The 20,422-nt window shown below is 61.4% G+C and carries 15 protein-coding genes and 1 pseudogene; 15 read left to right on the top strand and 1 reads right to left on the bottom strand.

The genetic code is table 11. The features are described 5' to 3' along the window. Positions 1-116 precede the first annotated feature (116 nt). Genes rfbC through rfbA form a run of 4 tightly spaced genes read left to right on the top strand, consistent with a single transcriptional unit; the run spans position 117 to position 3,563 of the window. Positions 117-695 (top strand): dTDP-4-dehydrorhamnose 3,5-epimerase, encoded by a 579-nt coding sequence (gene rfbC / locus BSG19_RS16565; RefSeq protein ID WP_092989159.1) that lies wholly within the window; start codon positions 117-119, stop codon positions 693-695. 18 nt (positions 696-713) lie between these two features. After that, positions 714-1,778: a dTDP-glucose 4,6-dehydratase gene (rfbB, locus tag BSG19_RS16560; protein ID WP_092989158.1), complete on the top strand. Its 1,065-nt coding sequence runs from the start codon at positions 714-716 to the stop codon at positions 1,776-1,778. Positions 1,779-1,783: 5 nt separating this feature from the next. Next, positions 1,784-2,668, top strand: coding sequence for a dTDP-4-dehydrorhamnose reductase (gene rfbD, locus BSG19_RS16555; RefSeq protein WP_092989444.1), 885 nt, complete (start codon positions 1,784-1,786; stop codon positions 2,666-2,668). A 19-nt stretch (positions 2,669-2,687) separates the two neighbouring features. Further along, entirely contained in the window at positions 2,688-3,563 is an 876-nt protein-coding gene (gene rfbA, locus BSG19_RS16550) for a glucose-1-phosphate thymidylyltransferase RfbA (RefSeq protein WP_092989157.1), read from the top strand. Between the two features lie 89 nt (positions 3,564-3,652). On the opposite strand, the gene BSG19_RS16545 is transcribed toward rfbA, so the two are convergent. Then, complete coding sequence (locus tag BSG19_RS16545) at positions 3,653-4,171, bottom strand: Dps family protein (RefSeq protein ID WP_092989156.1); 519 nt, start codon at positions 4,169-4,171, stop codon at positions 3,653-3,655. Positions 4,172-4,682: 511 nt separating this feature from the next. Between BSG19_RS16545 and BSG19_RS16540 the strand changes: the two genes are divergently transcribed. From BSG19_RS16540 to BSG19_RS16495, 11 genes and pseudogenes are all read left to right on the top strand, one after another. Continuing rightward, a complete protein-coding gene (locus BSG19_RS16540) occupies positions 4,683-4,922 on the top strand; it encodes a hypothetical protein (protein ID WP_062475554.1) in 240 nt (79 codons plus the stop codon). Between the two features lie 8 nt (positions 4,923-4,930). Then, entirely contained in the window at positions 4,931-5,113 is a 183-nt protein-coding gene (locus BSG19_RS16535; RefSeq protein WP_092989155.1) for a hypothetical protein, read from the top strand. Between the two features lie 101 nt (positions 5,114-5,214). Then, complete coding sequence (locus BSG19_RS16530) at positions 5,215-5,727, top strand: ferritin-like domain-containing protein (RefSeq protein WP_092989154.1); 513 nt, start codon at positions 5,215-5,217, stop codon at positions 5,725-5,727. Positions 5,728-5,911: 184 nt separating this feature from the next. Next, on the top strand, positions 5,912-7,786 hold the full coding sequence (gene malQ / locus BSG19_RS16525; RefSeq protein ID WP_092989153.1) for a 4-alpha-glucanotransferase: 1,875 nt from the start codon (positions 5,912-5,914) through the stop codon (positions 7,784-7,786). 86 nt (positions 7,787-7,872) lie between these two features. Further along, entirely contained in the window at positions 7,873-11,121 is a 3,249-nt protein-coding gene (locus BSG19_RS16520) for a maltotransferase domain-containing protein (protein ID WP_092989152.1), read from the top strand. An 18-nt stretch (positions 11,122-11,139) separates the two neighbouring features. Next, positions 11,140-14,469, top strand: a complete 3,330-nt coding sequence (treS, locus tag BSG19_RS16515; protein ID WP_092989443.1) for a maltose alpha-D-glucosyltransferase — start codon at positions 11,140-11,142, stop codon at positions 14,467-14,469. After that, positions 14,466-16,670 (top strand): 1,4-alpha-glucan branching protein GlgB, encoded by a 2,205-nt coding sequence (gene glgB, locus BSG19_RS16510; RefSeq protein WP_092989151.1) that lies wholly within the window; start codon positions 14,466-14,468, stop codon positions 16,668-16,670. Before treS ends, glgB begins: the two co-directional genes overlap by 4 nt. An 80-nt stretch (positions 16,671-16,750) precedes the next feature. Further along, on the top strand, positions 16,751-16,891 hold the full coding sequence (locus BSG19_RS26125; RefSeq protein ID WP_170866017.1) for a hypothetical protein: 141 nt from the start codon (positions 16,751-16,753) through the stop codon (positions 16,889-16,891). Positions 16,892-17,066: 175 nt separating this feature from the next. Continuing rightward, positions 17,067-17,717 carry a BA14K family protein gene (locus BSG19_RS16505; protein WP_170866016.1) on the top strand — a complete coding sequence of 217 codons (651 nt, stop codon included), beginning with the start codon at positions 17,067-17,069 and terminating at the stop codon, positions 17,715-17,717. A gap of 311 nt (positions 17,718-18,028) precedes the next feature. Next, the gene (locus BSG19_RS16500) at positions 18,029-19,201 is read left to right on the top strand and encodes a glycosyltransferase (RefSeq protein ID WP_092989150.1); all 1,173 of its coding nucleotides are present in this window, start codon (positions 18,029-18,031) and stop codon (positions 19,199-19,201) included. A 44-nt stretch (positions 19,202-19,245) separates the two neighbouring features. Then, a pseudogene (locus BSG19_RS16495) lies at positions 19,246-20,394 on the top strand (glycosyltransferase family 1 protein); the annotation flags it as partial. Positions 20,395-20,422: the final 28 nt, after the last annotated feature.

Below are 20,422 nucleotides of genomic sequence, written 5' to 3'. Positions count from 1 at the left end.
GAAAGGCAAGTCCCCGGGCCTTGTCTTTCACAGATGTCTTGAAAGCTGCACAGACACGTTGATACAAGCATTGCCAGCCGATAAAGATATTTCAGCAACGATAGATGGACCTATGCATGAATTTTGAGCGCCTTTCGATTTCCGACGTGATTCTGGTCAAGCCGAACAAGATCGGTGACGACCGCGGGTACTTCATGGAAACGTTCCGCCAGTCCCTGTTCGAGGAACAGGCGGCAAAGGTCGAGTTCCGTCAGGACAATCAGTCGCTTTCGGCGGATGCCGGCACGGTGCGCGGGCTGCATTTTCAGCTGGAGCCGCGCGCACAGGGCAAGCTCGTCCGTTGCATCGCAGGCGCCATCTATGACGTCGCGGTCGATATCCGCGTCGGCTCGCCCACCTATGGCCAGTATGTCGGCGCGGAACTGACCGCGCAGAACGGCCATCAGCTGTGGGTTCCCGCGGGCTTTGCCCACGGCTTCTGCACTTTGGTGCCGGCCACGGAGGTCAGCTACAAGGTGACGGACTATTACAGCGCCGAGCACGACCGCGGGCTGCGCTGGGACGATCCGGCTATCGGCATCGTCTGGCCCGATGTCGCCAGCACGCCCGTCCTGTCGAAGAAGGACACGCTTCAGCCGCTGCTGGCAGAGCTGAAGGAAAGCTTCACCTATACCGGCCCCAACGCCAACTCGTAACCATCAGGAAACCCGACTATGCGCGTTATTGTTACCGGAGGCGCCGGCTTCATCGGTTCGGCCGTGGTTCGTTATCTCGTCCTTGAGAAGGGCTACGAGGTTCTCACCATCGACAAGCTGACCTATGCCGGCACGCTGACCTCTCTCGACAGCATCAGCAACGAGGCAAATCACAGGTTCCTGCAGGCCGACATCTGCGATCGCAGCGCCATCCAGGAAGCCTTCGACACGTTCCGCCCGGACCGCGTCATGCACCTTGCGGCCGAAAGCCACGTCGACCGTTCGATCACGGGTGCTGCCGACTTCGTGCAGACCAACGTCATCGGCACGTTCACCATGCTGGAAGCCGCTCGCGCGTACTGGAACACGCTGGAAGCCGATGCCAAGGAAGCCTTCCGCTTCCTGCACGTGTCCACGGACGAGGTCTACGGATCGCTCGGCGACGACGGGCTCTTCACCGAAACGACGCCTTATGACCCGAGCTCGCCATATTCGGCGTCCAAGGCTTCGTCGGATCATCTGGCCAAGGCCTGGCAGCGTACCTACGGCCTGCCGATCGTGGTGTCGAACTGCTCCAACAATTACGGCCCCTACCATTTCCCGGAAAAGCTGATCCCGCTGATCATCCTCAATGCGATGCACGGCAAGAAGCTTCCCGTCTATGGCAGCGGCGCCAACATCCGCGACTGGCTCTATGTCGAGGATCACGCCCGCGCGCTCGACCTGATCGCCGAACGCGGTGAGGTGGGCGAGACCTACAATGTCGGCGGCCGCAACGAGCGTCGCAACATCGACGTCGTACACCGCGTCTGCGAACTCATGGACACGCTGCGTCCGCAGGGCGCGCCGCATGCCAGGCTGATCGAGCACGTCACGGATCGCCCGGGCCACGATGCCCGCTACGCGATCGACGCGACGCGTCTGGAAACCGAACTCGGCTGGAAAGCGCTTGAGAACTTCGACACCGGCATCGAGAAGACGGTGCGCTGGTATCTGGAGAACGAATGGTGGTGGAAGCCGCTGCGTGATGGCTATGACGGCGGTCGCCTGGGCCTCATCCAGACGCAGCCGAAGGCTTCCTGATGGCTCTGACATATCTCGTCACCGGCAAGGAAGGACAGGTCGTCCGCTCGATCATCGAGCGGGCAGCCAACCGTCCTGATATCGCCATCGTCACCTTCGGTCGCCCGGAAGTGGATTTCAGCGCACCGGAAACGCTCGGACCCGCCATTGCGGCCATCCGGCCTGACATCATCATTTCCGCTGCCGCCTACACGGCGGTGGATCAGGCCGAAAGCGAGGAAGATCTCGCCACCAAGGTCAATGGCGAGGCAGCGGGCGCACTGGCGAAAGCGGCTGCCGGACTCGGTATTCCGATCGTCCACATCTCCACCGATTACGTTTTCGACGGGACGAAGACGGGCGCCTATGTCGAAAGCGACCCGGTTGCGCCGATCGGCGCTTACGGCCGCTCGAAGCTTGCCGGCGAAGAGGCCGTGGCAGCGGCCACGCCGAACCATGCGATCCTTCGCACCGCCTGGGTTCACAGCCCCTACGGCAAGAACTTCGTCAAGACGATGCTGCGCGTGGCAGCCGACCGAGACGAGATGAACGTGGTCGCCGACCAGATGGGATGCCCGACCTCGGCGCTCGACATCGCCGATGCCATTCTCACGGTTGCCGACAACCTCCTGAAGAGCGACGACGCGGCACTGCGCGGTACGTTCCACCTGACCAATGCCGGTCGCGCCAGCTGGGCGGAGTTCGCAACAGAGATCTTCCGCCTGTCGGCAGAACAGGGCGGGCCGTCTGCGAAGGTCAACCCGATCCCGTCGAGTGCCTATCCGACGCCGGCAAAGCGTCCGGCCAATTCCCAGCTCGACGGCAGCAAACTTTCCGCCATCCACGGCATCACCCTGCAGGACTGGCGCGCAGCGACCGAAACGGTCGTCACCCGCATTCTCCAGGCGTAGTTCATTTAGGAGTATTTCGATGAAGGGTATTATTCTCGCAGGCGGCAGCGGTACGCGACTGCATCCGATGACGCTGGTCACATCCAAGCAGCTGATGCCGGTCTACGACAAGCCGATGATCTACTATCCGCTGTCCACGCTGATGCTGGCCGGCATCAAGGACATCCTGATCATCTCGACCCCGGTAGATCTGCCGAACTTCCAGCGCCTGCTGGGTGACGGCAGCGCCTGGGGCATCAACCTCACCTATGCCGAGCAGCCGTCTCCGGATGGTCTGGCGCAGGCCTATATCATCGGCGCCGATTTCGTCGGCTCGGATCCCTCCTGCCTGATCCTCGGCGACAACATCTTCTACGGCCACGGGATCACTGATCTATTCGATCGCGCAAGCGCCCGAACGGAGGGAGCCACCGTGTTCGCCTATCATGTCGCCGACCCGGAACGCTACGGCGTGGTCGAGTTCGACAAGAGCATGAAGGCGCTCTCCATCGAGGAGAAGCCACCGGAGCCGAAGTCCAACTGGGCCGTTACCGGTCTCTACTTCTACGATGCCGCCGTCGTGGATATCGCCGCCAACCTCAAGCCCTCGCCGCGCGGCGAACTGGAGATCACCGACGTCAACCGGATCTATCTGGAACGCGGCAAGCTCAGCGTCGAACTGATGGGCCGCGGCTATGCCTGGCTCGACACGGGCACCCCGGACAGCCTGCTCGATGCAGGCGAGTTCGTCGCCACGCTGGAACGTCGCCAGGGCTTCAAGATCGCCTGCCCGGAAGAAATCGCCTACCTCAACGGCTTCATCGACGCCAACCAGCTTGAGGTCCTCGGCAAGAAGCTCGGCAAGAGCACATATGGCAAGTACCTCCTGTCGCGCCTGAAGGACGGCAAGATCTGAACGCGCATTGGACATCGATCCGGCACGAGAAAGGCGCAGGCTCCCCAGCCTGCGCCTTTCTTATATAATGCACCGTGCGGAACGACCGATTAGGTATTGGTTCCGCGCAGAATCTCGAACAGGAACCAGACGCGCTTCTCGCCGTCATCGATCCAGTTTTCCAGCAGGCTTGCGGTGGCGACATCGCCATGCTCGTCGCAGACGTCGTGTAGCTCCCGCATGCTCTGGATCAAAGCACCATTATCGTCGCGTAACTCTGCAAGCATCTCGTGCGGGTGAACGAAATCGGCATCGTTATCCTTGATCCGCTGCTGGCGGGAGATGTCACCGATCGACTTCAGCGTCGAACCACCCAGCTTGCGCACGCGCTCGGCCAGCGGGTCCGTTATGGCAAGCAACTCGGCTCCGTGATCGTCGAGCAGCAGATGATAGTCGCGGAAGTTCGCGCCGGACATATGCCAGTGAAAATTCTTGGTCTTCAGATAAAGCGCGAAGACATCGGCCAGGAGGGCCGATGCACCCCCGGAAATATCCTTCACGCCTTCCTGCGAAAGGCCCGTTGGCGTCTTCAGGTCGGCCTTGCGGCGCGATTTTACGGACTGGTCCATGGGTTCTTTTCCTCGTCTTGGAATATTTGAAAATCGTGACGTCGAGAAAGTCATTGCTATCGCATGCAACAGGGCAGCGACGAGTTCTCTGCAGAAAGCAGCATTAGACCTGTTCGGCATGCCGAAGCAGCAACGGATGACCCGCAGGGAAGTTCCTGCCAAGCGACAACCTAGGCGGCAAAATCGCGGCAAACCTTAGTTACGGTCCCCCAAGCCTGCTCCTTTAAGGCACATTCGCGTCTTTCCGCTACACATGGATGTAACGAAGAATGGCCCCGGAACCGTGCCGCTAGCGCTGCGTAATTCCCAAGCAAGCACCGATGCACGCGGCAATCTCGAAGAGAGGCTGCTTCAGGCGCTGCCAACGTCCAGACGAAGATCGCGGCAGTCGCGAAACGCGGCAGGCTCTGCTCCAGTGTCTGCAGGTTTCATGCTCGCACATCTGAAACACATCTCTTGACATGTCCCGTGGAATAGAACATTTAGAGAACAAATCAGGAGATGTTTCGAGATGGCGACAGCAGAGAAATTCATTGTCATGCCTTTCAAGAAGGTCCGCGGCGGCGTTGCTCCGGGCGAGATGCGCCAGGCTTCGAATGCCGTCAGCGCGGAGAAGATCGCGACCTCCATGTCCGCACGTTTTCCGGGCGTGGCGGCCTATGCGGTTAAGGTCGATGAAGAGTCCGGTGACATGAGCGAGCCGCGCCTGATCATCCAGTTCGGCGAGGTTGCCGATCTCGCAGCAGCATGAGGTATGCCATGGATAAGCAGATCGAATTGCGCGAAAGCGTCAGGATCCTGATCGCGCAGGGTGAAGCGGCGCGTCAGCGGGCCGAGGCCCATCGCGAACAGACCCGCATCAAAGTCGCCGCCATGACGTCTCGCCCTGGCGAGAAGTATCTGGCCGCCATGCGCCAGGCCAAGGCGGCGACCAGCCACTAAGCACTTTTCAGGCGACGGCTGAGCGCCTCGCCTCTGTCTCCCCCGGGAACTTACCGGGCTCCCCATGGTTCTGCGGCTTTTTATACGAGAAGGAGCACACCATGGCCGACACCGATATCCGCACGATCTTCGTCACGGGACTTAAGAATGCCCATGCAATGGAGAATCAGGCGCTCTCCATCATGAAGCCACAGGTTTCCAGGATCGAGAACTATCCCCAGGTTGCCGACCGCCTTCAGCAGCACATTCGTGAAACGGAAGGCCAGATGACGCGGATCGAGACGCTGCTGGACGAGTTGGCAGAGAGCCATTCGGCACTCAAGGACATGGCGCTTTCCTTCACGGGCGCGATGGCGGCGCTAGGCCACACCGTCGCCGGTGACGAAATCCTGAAGAACTCTTTCGCAAATTTCGCCTTCGAGAATTTCGAGATCGCTGCCTACAAGTCGCTGATCACGGTGGCCGAACTCGGCGGCTTCCCGAATGCTGTACCTACGCTGCGCTCCAATCTCGACGAGGAAATCGCAATGGCCGATTGGCTGGATGCCAACCTGCGCAGCGTCACCATGACATTTGCATCCCTCAAGGAATCCGGCGAAACCGCAAAGATCTAGAACGTCCCAACGAACAGGAACCTGCCGTGGCGCCAGACGTGGCCCCGGCCGGTTCCGGTCTCGTCGGACGGCACTGCACGAGGACAGGCTCGCAAATAGCACCGTCGTCATTTGCCATCCGGCCACGCCGCCTTAGGTCTCCCTTCACACCCGCATCAGGACTTCTCAAAAGGCGACGACATTCATGAAGCGTCAGACGATCGATGAGATTGCACGCCGGCACGGTATCGGCGAAACGCGACCCAGTCCCGATAAGGATGAAGTTACCGTCTCCAGCGAGACGAAAATCAAAATCCTGGAGGCGCTGAACGTCGAGGTCGACGCCGAGGAGCCGAGCGAGCCGACACTCCGGACCACGGAGAAAGCCGCGCCTCTCCCTGCCTCCTACCTGCCCCCCTTTCTCCAAGACACGCGCGTGTGGGGCGTGACACTCGAACCTTATGAGCTTCGTTCATCCCGCAACTGGGGTATCGGCGACTTTCAGGATCTCTGCGACATCGCCCGGGTTTTCGGCCCGCTGGGCGCGGACTTCATCGGATTGACACCGTTGCACGCGCCCTTTCTCGCCGACCCCGATCGCTGCAGCCCCTATGAACCCTCCAGCCGACAGCGCCTGAACCCCCTCTACATCGCCGTCGATCGCGTTCCCGGTTACGAGCAGGACCCGGATATGGAGAGTAAGGCTGCTGAATTGCGGCAAGCAGGACTTGTCGATTATGTCGGCGTCTGCAACCTGAAGCTCGAAGCGCTGCGCAACATCTGGACGGGCTGGACGCCCGAGAGACACGGATCGTCCGAGCCGGAAGATTTCGACACGTTCATCACCCGCGAAGGTGCGCCGTTGCGCCTCCATGCATTGTTCGAGACCCTGTCTTTCACAATGTCCGCCCAAGGCCTCGGTGCCGGCTGGCATGCATGGCCGGAGAGCTTCAAGGACCCAAAAAGCCCGGATGTCGTTGCTTTTGCCGAGACCCACGAGGACGAGATCCGCTTCCATATGTGGCTGCAATGGCTGGCGCACTGCCAGCTCGACACAGCCTCGAGGGCTGCAAAGGCTGCTGGCATGCGGATCGGCCTCTATCTCGATCTTGCGGTCGGCGAGGCGCTCGATGGCGCCGCGACCTGGGGGGAGCGCGATCTCTACGTCTCCAAGGCCACCGTCGGAAGTCCGCCGGATCCTTTTGCGGCCGACGGCCAGGACTGGCACCTCGCCGCCTTCCAGCCAGCGGCTATCGCCAGCGGTGATCCATCGCCCTACCAGCGCATGGTAACGGCCGCCATGCGCTATGCCGGCGCGATCCGCATCGACCATGCCGCAGCGCTGCGCCGCCTCTTCCTCGTTCCGCTCGACCTGAAGCCGGACGGCGGCGCCTATGTCGCCTATCCGGAACGGGATCTGCTCGGCATTCTTGCGACATCCTCCAAACATCATGAATGCCTCGTCATCGGCGAGGATCTCGGCGTCCTCCCCGAGGGCTTGCAGGATGATCTCGCTCAAGCACGCATTCTCTCCTACCGCATCCTGTCCTACGAGCGCACGGAAGACGGCTTCAAACCGGCAGAAGCCTATCCGGCTTTGTCGCTCGCCTGCATCTCCACGCATGACCACCAGACGCTCGCCGGCTGGTGGCGCGGCGCCGATATCGCCACCCGCGCCGAGCATGGCATCCTCCCGCCTGACATTACGCAGGCGCATCAGGAAGAGCGAAGGATGGAGCGAAAGGATCTCGTGCAAGTGCTTGACGACGCGGGAATAGAACAGCCTGCCCGCCTGCCGTCCGGGTCTGCCGAGGACAGCGCTCTGACCGGCATCGTGGTCGATGCCCACCGTTTCATCGCCAGGACCACGTCTGCCCTCGCGGCGGTACGTCTCGCGGATATGACCGGCGAGAAAAATCCGACGAATGTTCCGGGGACCAGCGACAGCTATCCAAATTGGAAGCCGAAGCTCTCCATGACGCTCGACGAATTGCCCGAAGCCCCGCTTCTCGTGGCGATTTCCACTGTCATGCGGGAGGAGCGTCCGCGCTCGGAAAGCACGACGTCCGCACGCATCTGACAGCACCGCCACGCCATGTTTGGCAAGACGATGTGGAACAAGCTTGGGGTTCGCACGGTTCTCAACGAAACAACGCGAGACAGCCCATGAATGTTCATTCGCTTGCCGAAGCACACACACCTGTCATCACGCCGCCGCGGATCTACTACGTCCACCCCCTGCATCTGAGGGGAATGGAGGCGTGGGACGCGGCCTTTGCGCATGCCGCAACGCTCGGTTTCGACACCGTCCTTTCGGCACCGGTCTTCCAAAGAGGGGACGGAACCAGCGTTTTCGTCACTGCCGACTTTAACACCCTAGGCTCAGAGCTTGGCGTCGGCGACAGCATCGAAGATGGCATTTCGACGCTAGTCTATGCCGCACGGCGTCACGGTCTAGCCCTGATGCTGGACATCGTCGTCGGGCGAGAGGCAGACGCACCGTCGAACGGCAGCGCTACCGTCGATCCCCGCATTTCGCCTATGGTCTCCGGCAGCCGCGCTGTGCAGGGCCATGATGTGGACCAACAGGCCACCCTGGTCGCCACGTGGACAGATCGTCTCCAGAAGCTCACGGACGCCGGTATCGATGGTTTCCGATGCATCGGCCTTGCCACGATGCCGGCGGACGCATGGCGAAACCTGATCTCAAGTGTCCGGCAGCGCCAGCCGAAGGTCCGGTTTCTAGCATGGACGCCCGGCACATCGTTCGAGGACCGCAAAGCTCTGGCTCAAGCCGGCTTCGAGGGCGGCTTCTCGTCGCTCGCGTGGTGGAACATGCAGGACCGCTGGCTTCTGGACGAATATGAGTTGCAACGCAGTTTCCCGTATCAAATCGCCTTTCCCGAAGCGCCGTTCGCCAAGCGAACTGCCCATGGTACGGAAAGCAGCGAGATCCTGAAGCGGCGCGCCGTTCGAACGCTCGGTCTTTCCGCGACCCTCGGTCAGGGCATCCTCATCCCGATGGGCTTCGAGTTCGGCGCATCGACACCGCTCGACCCGATGCATGGTCATGGTGGCGGCATCCGCGCGCTGAAATCGCAAGGCGCCTTCGACATCTCGTCGGAAATCCGCTCGGTCAACGAGCGGCTTGCCGCCGCGAAGCTTCCGGCCGGAATGCCGCTCACACTGATTGCCGGCAGCGCCACATCCGTCAGCGCTCTCGTGCAGGGCGACCACGTGGATCTTCGTCAGGCGGAGACGGTACGCGTCATCGTGTGCAATCGCGATCTTCGTCGCAGTGCCGCAGCACCTTTCAACGCCATCCGCGAGGCAGCATCCGCCTTCCTGCCGCTCTGCGATATCGCTCGGCCGGAACGTGCCCTCGACGCCGATGTTCGGCTTGCGCCGGGCGAGCTGCGCATCTTCGAGGGTACGGCGTCGAAGCCGATCCTCATGGCAGGCGCGCCCATGGATGCGCGTGCCGCCGCAGATACACCACGGCTGGCCATCGAGAAGGTATCGCCAGCCGTCGATGAAGGCCGCTTCCCGGTCAAGCGCGTGGTCGGCGACGTCGTGAAGGTCGAAGCCGATATCTTCGGCGATGGGCATGATCCACTGGCTGCCGTGCTCCTCTGGCGTCCGGTGGATGCGCAGGATTGGACCGAAGTTCCGATGCAGTTCGTCGTCAACGACCATTGGAAGGCAGAATTCACGCTAAAGCGGATGGGTCGCCACGAATATGTCGTGGAGGCCTGGCGCAATCCCTACGCCATCTTCCGATACGAACTCGGCAAGAAGCACGAAGCCAATCTCGACCTGACGCTGGAGATTCAGGAAGGCATAAACCTCATCAAGGCCGCGCAAGAGCATGGCCCCCAGCGGGTTCAACCCGAACTGAAGGCGCTTCTGGCAACGCTTGCGGAAGAGGATGCCGATGCGAAGACCCGACGGTTGCTCGCACCGGAAACCTTTTCTCTCATGGCACGTGCCGACCGTCGTCCTTTCAGCGTCCGTTCCGCCGTTATTCCGGTCGACGCCGAGCGGAAGGCAGCAGGCTTTGCGAGCTGGTTTCAGGTTTTCCCGCGCTCGCAGAGCGGCGACGCCAATCGCCATGGAACGTTCGACGACGTTATCGGCCGGCTGCCCGCCATTCGCGAGATGGGCTTCGACGTCCTTTACTTCCCACCGATCCACCCGATCGGGACCACGAACCGTAAGGGCCGCAACAATACGCTGACACCCGGTCCGAACGATCCCGGCAGCCCCTACGCCATCGGCTCGCCGGAGGGCGGCCATGACGCGATCCATCCGGAACTCGGCACGTTCGAGGATTTCCGCCGACTGGTATCGGCCGCCGCAGAACACGGGCTCGAAATCGCTCTCGATCTGGCGATACAGGCTTCACCGGATCATCCCTGGCTGAAGGATCACCCCGGCTGGTTCGACTGGCGACCGGATGGAACGATCCGCTATGCGGAAAACCCGCCGAAGAAATACGAGGACATCGTCAACGTCGATTTCTACGCGAAAGACGCCGTTCCCTCTCTATGGGAGACGCTTCGCGATGTCGTCCAGCTTTGGGTCGATCAGGGCGTCAAGCTTTTCCGCGTCGACAATCCGCACACGAAGCCGTTCCCTTTCTGGGAGTGGATGATCGCCGACATCCGCGGTCGTCATCCCGAGGTCGTTTTCCTTTCGGAAGCCTTTACCAAGCCAAAGGTCATGTACCGGCTGGCCAAAGTCGGGTTCTCGCAATCCTACACCTACTTCACGTGGCGGAACGCAAAGTGGGAACTCGAGGAATACATGCGGGAGATCACGACGGAGGAGCCGAAAGAGTTCTTCCGCCCGCACTTCTTCGTCAACACGCATGATATCAACCCGGACTTCCTGCAGAATGCGCCCCGTCCGGCCTATCTCATTCGTGCTGCCCTCGCCGCGACCCTTTCAGGCCTCTGGGGTGTCTATAACGGGTTCGAGCTCTGCGAAGGCCGGCCGGATGCCAAGCGCAAGGAATATGCCGACAGCGAAAAGTACGAGATCCGCGCGTGGGACTATGACCGCCCGGGCCATATCAAGGGCGAAATCGCGCTTTTGAACCGTATCCGTCGCGAAAACCCGGCGCTCCACTCGCATCTCGGGCTGACACTTCTTCCCGCCTGGAACGACAATGTCATGTTCTTCGAGAAGGCAAGCGCCGGCCGCGAAAACGTGCTGCTGATCGCCATCAGCCTCGATCCTCACAACGTACAGGAGGCGGATGTCGAAGTTCCGCTCTGGTCATGGAACCTTCCGGACAACGGATCGCTTCCCATGGAAGACCTTATTGCCAACCGGAGCTTCACCTGGACGGGCAAGACACAACGCATCCGCCTCGATCCGACGATGCCGTTCGGCATCTGGCGGGTTCGATAGGGAGGAATCGACATGGATATGCTGACCGATCAGGTGCAGGACGAGAGCGGCACCCGCCCACAGACACATGCCGAAAGCGGCTCCTCGGACCCGCTATGGTACAAGGACGCCATCATCTACCAGCTTCACATCAAGTCGTTCCATGACGGGAATGGCGATGGCATCGGCGACTTCAAAGGCCTGCAGGAGAAGCTCGACCACATCTCCTCGCTTGGCGTCACCGCGATCTGGCTGCTGCCGTTCTTCCCGTCGCCGAGACGCGACGATGGCTACGATATTGCCGACTACGGCGATGTCAGCCCCGACTACGGAACGATGGACGAATTTCGCGCCTTCGTGGATGCCGCCCATGAGCGGGGAATTCGTGTCATCATCGAGCTGGTGATCAACCACACCTCCGACCAGCACCCGTGGTTTCAGCGCGCCCGCAATGCGCCGGTTGGCTCCCCGGAGCGCGATTTCTACGTCTGGTCGGATACGGACCAGAAGTTTCCGGAAACCCGCATCATCTTCCTCGATACGGAAAAGTCCAACTGGACCTGGGATCCGGTTGCAGGCGCTTATTACTGGCATAGATTCTATTCTCACCAGCCGGATCTGAACTTCGACAATCCGAAGGTGATGGAAGAACTGCTTTCGGTCATGCGCTTCTGGCTGGAGACCGGCATCGACGGCTTTCGTTTGGACGCCATCCCCTACCTCATCGAGCGCGAGGGGACGAACAACGAGAATCTGCCGGAAACCCACGACATCCTGAAGCAGATCCGTGCGGCGCTCGACGAGAGCCATCCCGGCCGCATGCTGCTTGCCGAAGCCAACCAGTGGCCGGAAGATACGAACGAATATTTCGGCAATGGCGACGAATGCCACATGGCGTTCCACTTTCCGCTGATGCCGCGCATGTACATGGCCATCGCCAAGGAAGACCGTTTTCCGATCACCGACATCATGCGCCAGACGCCCGATATTCCGGACAATTGCCAGTGGGCGATCTTCCTGCGCAACCATGATGAGCTGACGCTCGAAATGGTGACGGATGCCGAGCGGGACTATCTCTGGAACATCTATGCCGCCGACCGCCGTGCCCGCATCAATCTCGGCATCCGCCGCCGGCTTGCGCCGCTGATGGAGCGCGACCGACGGCGCGTTGAGCTGATGAACGCGCTGCTGCTCTCCATGCCCGGCACGCCGGTTATCTATTACGGCGACGAAATCGGCATGGGCGACAACATCTATCTCGGCGACCGCGATGGCGTGCGCACGCCGATGCAGTGGTCGCCGGACCGCAATGGCGGCTTTTCCCGCGCAGACCCCGCCCGCCTCGTTCTGCCCCCGGTCATGGATCCGCTCTATGGCTACGAGGCCGTGAATGTCGAGGCGCAGTCGGCGGATGCGCATTCGCTCCTGAACTGGACGCGCCACATGCTGGCGCTCCGTCGTCGCCACATCGCGTTCGGCCGGGGCACCCAGCGTTTCCTGAAGCCGGGCAACCGCAAGATCCTCGCCTATATCAGGGAATACGAGGGCGATACGATCCTCTGCGTCTTCAACCTCTCACGCCTGCCGCAGGCCGTCGAGCTTGATCTCTCGGAATTCGAGAACCGCGTGCCGATCGAACTGACCGGCATGTCGCCGTTCCCGCCCATCGGCCAGCTCACCTATCTCCTGACCCTGCCGCCCTACGGCTTCTTCTGGTTCCAGCTCGTTGCCGAAGCCGATGGCCCGACCTGGCGCAACGACCCACCTGAACAGCTGCCCGATTTCGCAACGATGGTGCTTCGCCGAGATCTGCTGGAAGTAGTCGAGGAACCGCGTCTTTCGAACGTCCTCTCGCGCGATGTCCTTCCCTCCTATCTCGCAAAGCGGCGCTGGTTCGGCTCTAAGGGCGAGACGCTGCATGGCGCTACGATCGTCAGCGCCGTACCCATGGGCTTCCCCCACGATATCCTGCTCGGCGAACTCGAGGCCGAACTCGAAGGGCACACCGAAACCTACATGCTGCCGCTCGCTATCGCGTGGGACGACGCCAATCCGCCGGCGCTTGCCCAGCAGCTGGCGCTTGCCCGTATCCGGCAGGGCCGACGCGTCGGCTTCCTGACGGACGGGTTCGCGGTGGATGCCTTTGCCCGCGGGGTCCTCAAGGGGCTGCGCGAACGCACCCAAATCTCCGGACGCAGCGGCACGCTGGAGTTCATCGGAAGCGACCAGCTCGATGGCATCGACGTGCGCGACGACGTGCCGATCCACTGGCTTTCGGCAGAGCAATCCAACAGCTCGTTGATCGTCGGCGATATCGCGATGATCAAGCTCATCCGCCACATCTTCCCGGGCATCCACCCGGAGGTGGAGATGACGCGCTATCTGACCAGCGTCGGCTATGCCAACACCGCGCCCCTGCTCGGAGAGATCGCCCGCATCGCTCCGGACGGCACGCGCTCCACGCTGATCATCATTCAGGGCGCGATCCGAAATCAGGGCGATGCGTGGAACTGGATGCTCAGCACCCTGCGCCGCACGCTGGACGACACGCTGACATCCGTGACAGACATCGCCTCCACGGACGTGCAGGAGGGCCTGTTCTCGCCGCTGATGGACTTCGTCTCCAATGTCGGCACGCGTCTCGGCGAACTCCATGTCGCGCTGGCGAAGCCGACCGAGGATGATGCCTTTGCGCCGCTGCATGCCCGGACCGATGATATCGAGGACCTGCGCCGTCAGGTGGTCGGCCAGATTTCGGACGGGCTTGCCATTCTCGACCGTGCACGCGGCGACGTGGAACCGGCGCTCGGCGAGGAGATCACCATGCTCGTCGATGGGCGCGAGACCCTGCTCGCTTCCATCGGTGCCCTTGCCGATAGTGCAGCGGACACGCTGATGATCCGCAATCACGGTGATTTCCATCTGGGCCAGATCCTCGTTGCGGAAGCCGATGCCTACATCATCGACTTCGAAGGCGAGCCGGCCCGGGGCCTGGACGAACGCCGCGCGAAGACAAATCCGCTGCGCGATGTTGCAGGCCTCTTGCGGTCGCTGAGCTATCTCGCAGCGACGGCGGAACTCGACAACGAGGTGGTGAGCGACCCGACCGACGACAGACGGTCGGTGCTCATCCGCGCCTTTATCGAAAAAGCCGAGGCGGTATTCCTGACGAGCTACTTCGCTGTCACGGAAACGTCGGATGCGCTGCGCATGCCCGAAGCGGTCCGCACGCGGATCCTCGACCTCTTCCTTCTGGAAAAAGCCACGTACGAAATCGCCTACGAAGCCCGCAACCGGCCGAAATGGCTGCCCATCCCGCTCGCTGGCTTCTCCGCCATCGTCCGCCGACTTTCGGAAAGTAACGCCTGATGCTGGAACGCCTCGATCTTCTTCAGGGTATCGACAACGATGCCATCACCGCCCTCATGGATGGCCGACATGGCGATCCCTTCGCCGTGCTCGGCGCGCACCCGCACGCCGACAGGACCATCGTGCGCGTGCTCATGCCGGGTGCTGTCGGGATCGACCTTCTCGACCCGGCAAGCGGCGCAGTTGCAACGAGCCTTGAGCTCGTGCACCCCGGCGGTCTCTTTGCGGCTCTGACCGATCTGCCCCGCTATCGGCTGCGGATCACCTGGCCGGAAGCCATTCAGGAAACCGAGGACCCCTACGCCTTCGGCCCGCTGCTTGGCGACCTCGACCTGCACCTCTTCTCGCAAGGCACCCATTACAGCCTCGGCCGGACCTTTGGCGCACGGGTCACGGATGTTGACGGTATCGAGGGCGTGCGGTTTGCCGTCTGGGCGCCGAACGCTCGACGCGTCTCCGTCGTCGGGGACTTCAACGCGTGGGATGGACGCCGCAACCCGATGCGGCTGCGTCCCTCGGCCGGCGTCTGGGAAATTTTCATCCCGCGTCTCGGCAAGGGCGAACGCTACAAGTTCGAGATCATCGACGCCTCCGGCAACCTGTTGCCGCAGAAGGCCGACCCGATCGCGCGCGCAAGCGAGGCGGCACCTGCCACGGCCTCCATCGTCGCATCGGCCGCGCCCTATCCGTGGACCGATGAAGACTGGATGCGCCGGAAAACGGAAATCCGTGACGGAGAAGCCGCCATTTCCGTATACGAGGTTCATCTGGAGTCCTGGCTTCGCATTGCCGAAGACGGAAACCGGTCGCTGGACTGGATCGAGTTCAGCCAGCGCCTCATTCCCTATGCCGCACGTCTGGGCTTCACCCACATCGAGCTGCTGCCGATCATGGAATATCCGTTCGGCGGATCCTGGGGCTACCAGCCGCTCGGCCTCTTCGCGCCGACGGGTCGTTACGGCACTCCGGAGGATTTCGCCTATTTCGTCGATCGTTGCCATGCCTCGGGCATTGGCGTCATTCTCGACTGGGTGCCTGCCCACTTCCCGACCGACGTCTGGGGCCTCGCCCGTTTCGACGGCACGGCTCTTTACGAGCATGAGGATCCCCGCGAAGGTTTCCACAAGGACTGGAATACGCTGATCTACAATTTCGGCCGCAACGAGGTGAAGGGGTTCCTCATCGCCAGCGCGCTCGAATGGCTGGAAGAATACCATATCGACGCGCTGCGCGTGGATGCGGTGGCCTCCATGCTCTATCGCGACTACAGCCGGAATGCCGGCGAATGGATACCGAACAAATATGGCGGGCGGGAAAACCTTGAAGCCGTCGAGTTCTTCAAGCACCTGAACAGCATCGTGCACCAGCGCTGCCCGAACGTGCTGATGATCGCCGAAGAGTCCACCGCATGGCCGGGCGTGACGCAGCCGGTCGAGAACGGTGGCCTCGGCTTCGACTTCAAATGGAACATGGGCTGGATGCATGACACGCTGCATTACATGCAGGACGATCCTGTCTACCGGCGTTACAATCACGGTCAGATGACGTTCGGCATGGTCTACGCCTATTCCGAGCGCTTCATGCTGCCGCTCTCCCACGACGAGGTCGTGCACGGGAAGGGCTCTCTCCTCGGCAAGATGCCGGGTGACGCCTGGCAGAAATTGGCCAATCTGCGCGCCTATTTCGGCTTCATGTGGGCTCATCCCGGCAAGAAGCTGCTCTTCATGGGCGGCGAAATCGCACAGGAGACGGAGTGGAACCATGACGGCTCGATCGTCTGGGATCTTCTCGATCGCCCGGAACATGCCGGTATGCAGCGGCTCGTGGGCGATCTCAACCGACTCTATGCCTCTGAACCGGCGTTGCAATATGGAGATCTGCATCCTCAGGGCTTCGACTGGGCGGTCTCGGATGATGCGGAACATTCGATCTTCGGCATGCTGCGCCTCAGCAAGGACCGGACGTCGATGGTGCTCGCCGTCTCCAACATGACGCCCGTACCACGCCAGGGCTACCGGATCGGTGTACCGGCGGAAGGGCGCTGGGAAGAGGTGTTCAACAGCGACGCCGGCGTTTACGGCGGCTCCAACCTCGGGAATGTCGAGGTTTGGACGGAGCATCACCCTGCCCATGGCAAGCCGCAGTCCCTGTCGCTCACCCTGCCACCGCTGTCGACGATCCTGTTGCGGTGGCGGGCCTGAGACCCGATGCGCCAATCCGTCGCTGAGCGATAACGCTGCCTGCCATTGACGGCAGGTGGCGGTATCGGCCAAGATGCGGCATGCCTCATCATGATCTCGACCACGACGCTCCGCCTTCCCGCCGGGCGAAAATCATCTTCGCAGTGCTCGTCGGCATCGTCGTGCTCGCGACGGTCGGCAGCATGGCAACATCCATCGTGCTGTATCTGAAGAGCGTCTGACAGGCTGCGCCGCTCGTTTGCGAGCGGTTCAACGCCGTTAAATCTCGCACGACGTATTTTACGAATACTCGATGTTTTCGGCACGTGGAAGCTGTCGGAACTCTGCGCCACACCATGCGTTGACGGTCAGATTCTTGAGAATCAAGACGTTTCTATGCATGTCAGGAGCATCATCATGAAAGCCACGGCCGCGCTTGCTTTCTTCCTCACCGTCGCCATGACGCTCTTTATCGCCGGCTTCCTCAGTGCCTCCGCCCTTATGGCGAAGCCCGCGACGGAGGCCCTTGCCAACATCAACGTACCCGACCTTTGGACATCCGAGCCGAAGCGTGTCGCGACCGCCGGGCGGGAGCTTGAACGCGCCCCGGCCGCGCCGCCCGTCGATCTGGCATCGTCCGACAGTCTTGCCGTCAATCCGCCGGTCGTTGCTCAACCGATGACATCGATGGACAACGCGTCCGCCGAAATCGACAAGACGGAGCCCGGCGCTCCCGTGAACGACACCGATCTTGCAATGGCGCAGGACCAAGCCATCGATAATCCCAAGCATCAGGCCCCGGAACATCAGGCCTGGTGCGAGCGCCGCTACCGGTCCTACAGCGCAGACGATAACAGCTACAGCGCCTATAGCGGCGAACGGAAGAGCTGCATTTCACCCTACATGGATGTCGCCTCCACCAACGACATCGGCCGGATGTCGTCCCCTTCCGATCTGGCAACCGACGATCACGTTCGCCAGTGTCAGGAGCGCTATTCGTCATATCGGGTCTCCGACAACACCTATCAGCCTTACAGCGGTCCGCGTCGCGCCTGCGTCATCGATTGATACGATCAGTTCAATGATCCCAAGGCAGGAAAGGGCTTATACCAAGTGTCGATGATAGAAACCTATAGGACAGGCGTCTCGGGTTTTCTGGCTAGGAGAGGTTCGCAGATCGATGCCGTCGCATCGGTCAAGAGCCTCGACAACGCCAGAAAGCCCGAGACGCCTGCCGAAGGTAGTTCAGTGCTGGTCTCTGGCGTTGTTGCGATGCTTGCCCGATGCGACAGCATCGCGCTGCGCAACGCGCCTAGCCAGAGACCAGCACTGAACCATCCTAGAGGTTCCTATCATCGACACTTGGTATTACCCCGTCCATGACAAGCAGGCGCATCGTCGTCATCAGCGACTTCCAGGACGGGCAACCGGACAACACTCCCCTACCGACGGTCGAGGAAGCGCGAATGGCCTGGCTTTCAGGCCAGCGCGACGGCAGACCGGAGAACCTTGAGAATCGCGACGATGTCGCGGTCGACGGCGGCTACATCGAGCGGTTTCCGCTTGCCTGTCTGAAGGCGGGGCTCGTCGAGAGCGCCGAGATCTGGACACACTGGCGCGGCAGCACCCCGCCGGACACGCGACCGGGCCCGAGCCGGCACCTGAAACGCCGCGTTTTCCGCATGAACGGGCCGCAGGCTCCCTTCGCCTCCAACGACATGCTCGGCCACATCGCCGCGTTCGGCGCGCCGCATATCCTCTGTGTCTGGGGCCTCGGTGTAAGCGAGGAGATCCTCCTGGCCTGTCGCGACAGTTTCAAGATCTACAATTCGATCGACGCGCCAGCCCTGCGCATTCCGCCTGATGTCAGCCGACATTTCGACCTCATCCTCACCGGCGCCCAATGGCAGTCGGACGTCGTGCAGGAGCGCCATCCCGGAATGCCGACCGCGATCCTGCCGATCGGACCGGAATTCGCCTCGGACACGACGTTCTATCCGCTCGACATACCGAAAACCTATGACATCATCTATGTAGCAGCCGCTCAGGGCTACAAGCGCCACGACATTCTGTTCGATGCCATGGCGAAGCTCCCGAGTTCGCTTCGCGCGCTCTGCGTGTGCGGTTACGGTGAACTCACGGACGTCTTCCGGCAACAGGTTGCGGAACGCGGTCTTTCGGTCGACTTCATCGAACCGCCGGGCGTGCCCTTCGAGGAGGTGAACCGGCTGATGAACACGGCGCGGCTCGGCGTCGTCTGCGGCGTCGATGACGGGGCGCCCGCAATCCTGACGGAATACATGCTGGCAGGCCTTCCGGTGCTTGCCAACAGCGCGCTCTCCTGCGGGCGGCAGTTCATTACCCCCGAGACCGGTCGCACGGCATCAGCAGAGGACTTTCATCTCGCTATTGCCGACATGCTGGAGATACGTCCGAGCTTTGATCCACGCGCTGTCGTTCTCGCAAACTGGACATGGCCGCACTCAATCCGAAGGTTGAAAACCTTGATGTCGGAGACTTACAAAAAAAGAGCCTCTTCTGCTGGAACCTAGAGGTGCGTGCTCAGTTCCATGCAAGCTTGGCGGAAGGGAGCTCGATGAATTTACTGGGTGCGTTTTCAAAGGTTTCGGAGGGCATCTTTTGCACCGACGCACCGCTCGTCTGTTTTTCCCACCTCCGCTGGGATTTCGTTCTCCAGCGACCGCAGCATTTGATGCAGCGTTTTGCGGCTGATCGGCAGGTCTTCTTCTTCGAGGAGTATATCCCCACAGACCATCATCTCGCCTATCTCGAAATTCATCCCTTTGCCGGCACCATGGTCAAGGCCGTTCGCCCGCGTGTGCCCCACTGGTGGAATGAAACGCAGCGCGAGACAGCTCTGGCGGGCCTTCTCGATGAGCTGCTGGCGCTGAACGGCAACCGCCAGCCGATCCTCTGGTTCTACACGCCACTGATGTTCGCTTTTGCACGCCATGTGGATGCGGCGGCCGTCGTCTATGACTGCATGGACGAACTCGCCAACTTCAAATTCGCACCGCCGCAGTTGAAAGCCATGGAGCAGGCCCTGCTCGCGCGTGCCGATGTCGTATTCACCGGCGGCTACAGCCTCTATGAGGCCAAGCGCGACCGTCACGACAATCTTCACGCCTTCCCCTCGAGCGTCGATGCGCACCATTTCCGCATCGCGCGCAATGGACAGTCCTCTCCTCCGGATCAGGCCGGCATCAAGGGTCCGCGCCTCGGCTTCTACGGGGTGATCGACGAGCGGCTCGACCTCGGCCTGATCCGAGACATCGCAGCCGCGCGTCCCGACTGGTCATTCGTCTTCCTCGGCCCCGTGGTGAAGATCTCGCAGGACGACCTGCCCCGCGCGGCCAATATTCATTATCTCGGGCAGAAGAATTATGCAGAACTGCCGACCTATCTCTCTGGATGGGATGTGGCACTGATGCCGTTCGCGCTCAATGAAGCGACACGGTTCATCAGCCCGACGAAAACGCCGGAATATCTTGCCGCCGGCCGTCCGGTCGTGAGCACAGGTATTACCGACGTCGTCAGAAGTTATAGCGATGTGCCCGGCGTCTACATCGCAGAGGATGCGGGAAGCTTTGTCGATGCCTGCGCCGCTGCACTGGCTCTGCGGCAGTCGTCCACATCCTGGCTGGAAACAGTAGACGCCGTTCTCGCCCGCTCATCATGGGACGATACTGCGCGCCGGATGCGCCTGTTGATCGAGCAGTCCATGGGCGGTCCGGAGCCGCTGCCGGCAGAGG

Origin of the sequence: Rhizobium sp. NFR03 (genome assembly GCF_900111275.1) — a bacterium.
Classification (GTDB): Bacteria; Pseudomonadota; Alphaproteobacteria; order Rhizobiales; family Rhizobiaceae; genus Ferranicluibacter.
Note: the sequence above shows the minus strand (reverse complement) of the source record. Positions and strands in the feature narration are given on the sequence as shown.

Coding starts and splice junctions, on each gene's coding strand:
- rfbC (WP_092989159.1), top strand. CDS start 117: ATGAATTTTGAGCGCCTTTCGATTTCCGACGTGATTCTGGTCAAGCCG.
- rfbB (WP_092989158.1), top strand. CDS start 714: ATGCGCGTTATTGTTACCGGAGGCGCCGGCTTCATCGGTTCGGCCGTG.
- rfbA (WP_092989157.1), top strand. CDS start 2,688: ATGAAGGGTATTATTCTCGCAGGCGGCAGCGGTACGCGACTGCATCCG.
- BSG19_RS16545 (WP_092989156.1), bottom strand. CDS start 4,171: ATGGACCAGTCCGTAAAATCGCGCCGCAAGGCCGACCTGAAGACGCCA.
- BSG19_RS16540 (WP_062475554.1), top strand. CDS start 4,683: ATGGCGACAGCAGAGAAATTCATTGTCATGCCTTTCAAGAAGGTCCGC.
- BSG19_RS16535 (WP_092989155.1), top strand. CDS start 4,931: ATGGATAAGCAGATCGAATTGCGCGAAAGCGTCAGGATCCTGATCGCG.
- BSG19_RS16530 (WP_092989154.1), top strand. CDS start 5,215: ATGGCCGACACCGATATCCGCACGATCTTCGTCACGGGACTTAAGAAT.
- malQ (WP_092989153.1), top strand. CDS start 5,912: ATGAAGCGTCAGACGATCGATGAGATTGCACGCCGGCACGGTATCGGC.
- BSG19_RS16520 (WP_092989152.1), top strand. CDS start 7,873: ATGAATGTTCATTCGCTTGCCGAAGCACACACACCTGTCATCACGCCG.
- treS (WP_092989443.1), top strand. CDS start 11,140: ATGCTGACCGATCAGGTGCAGGACGAGAGCGGCACCCGCCCACAGACA.
- BSG19_RS26125 (WP_170866017.1), top strand. CDS start 16,751: ATGCCTCATCATGATCTCGACCACGACGCTCCGCCTTCCCGCCGGGCG.
- BSG19_RS16505 (WP_170866016.1), top strand. CDS start 17,067: ATGAAAGCCACGGCCGCGCTTGCTTTCTTCCTCACCGTCGCCATGACG.
- BSG19_RS16500 (WP_092989150.1), top strand. CDS start 18,029: ATGACAAGCAGGCGCATCGTCGTCATCAGCGACTTCCAGGACGGGCAA.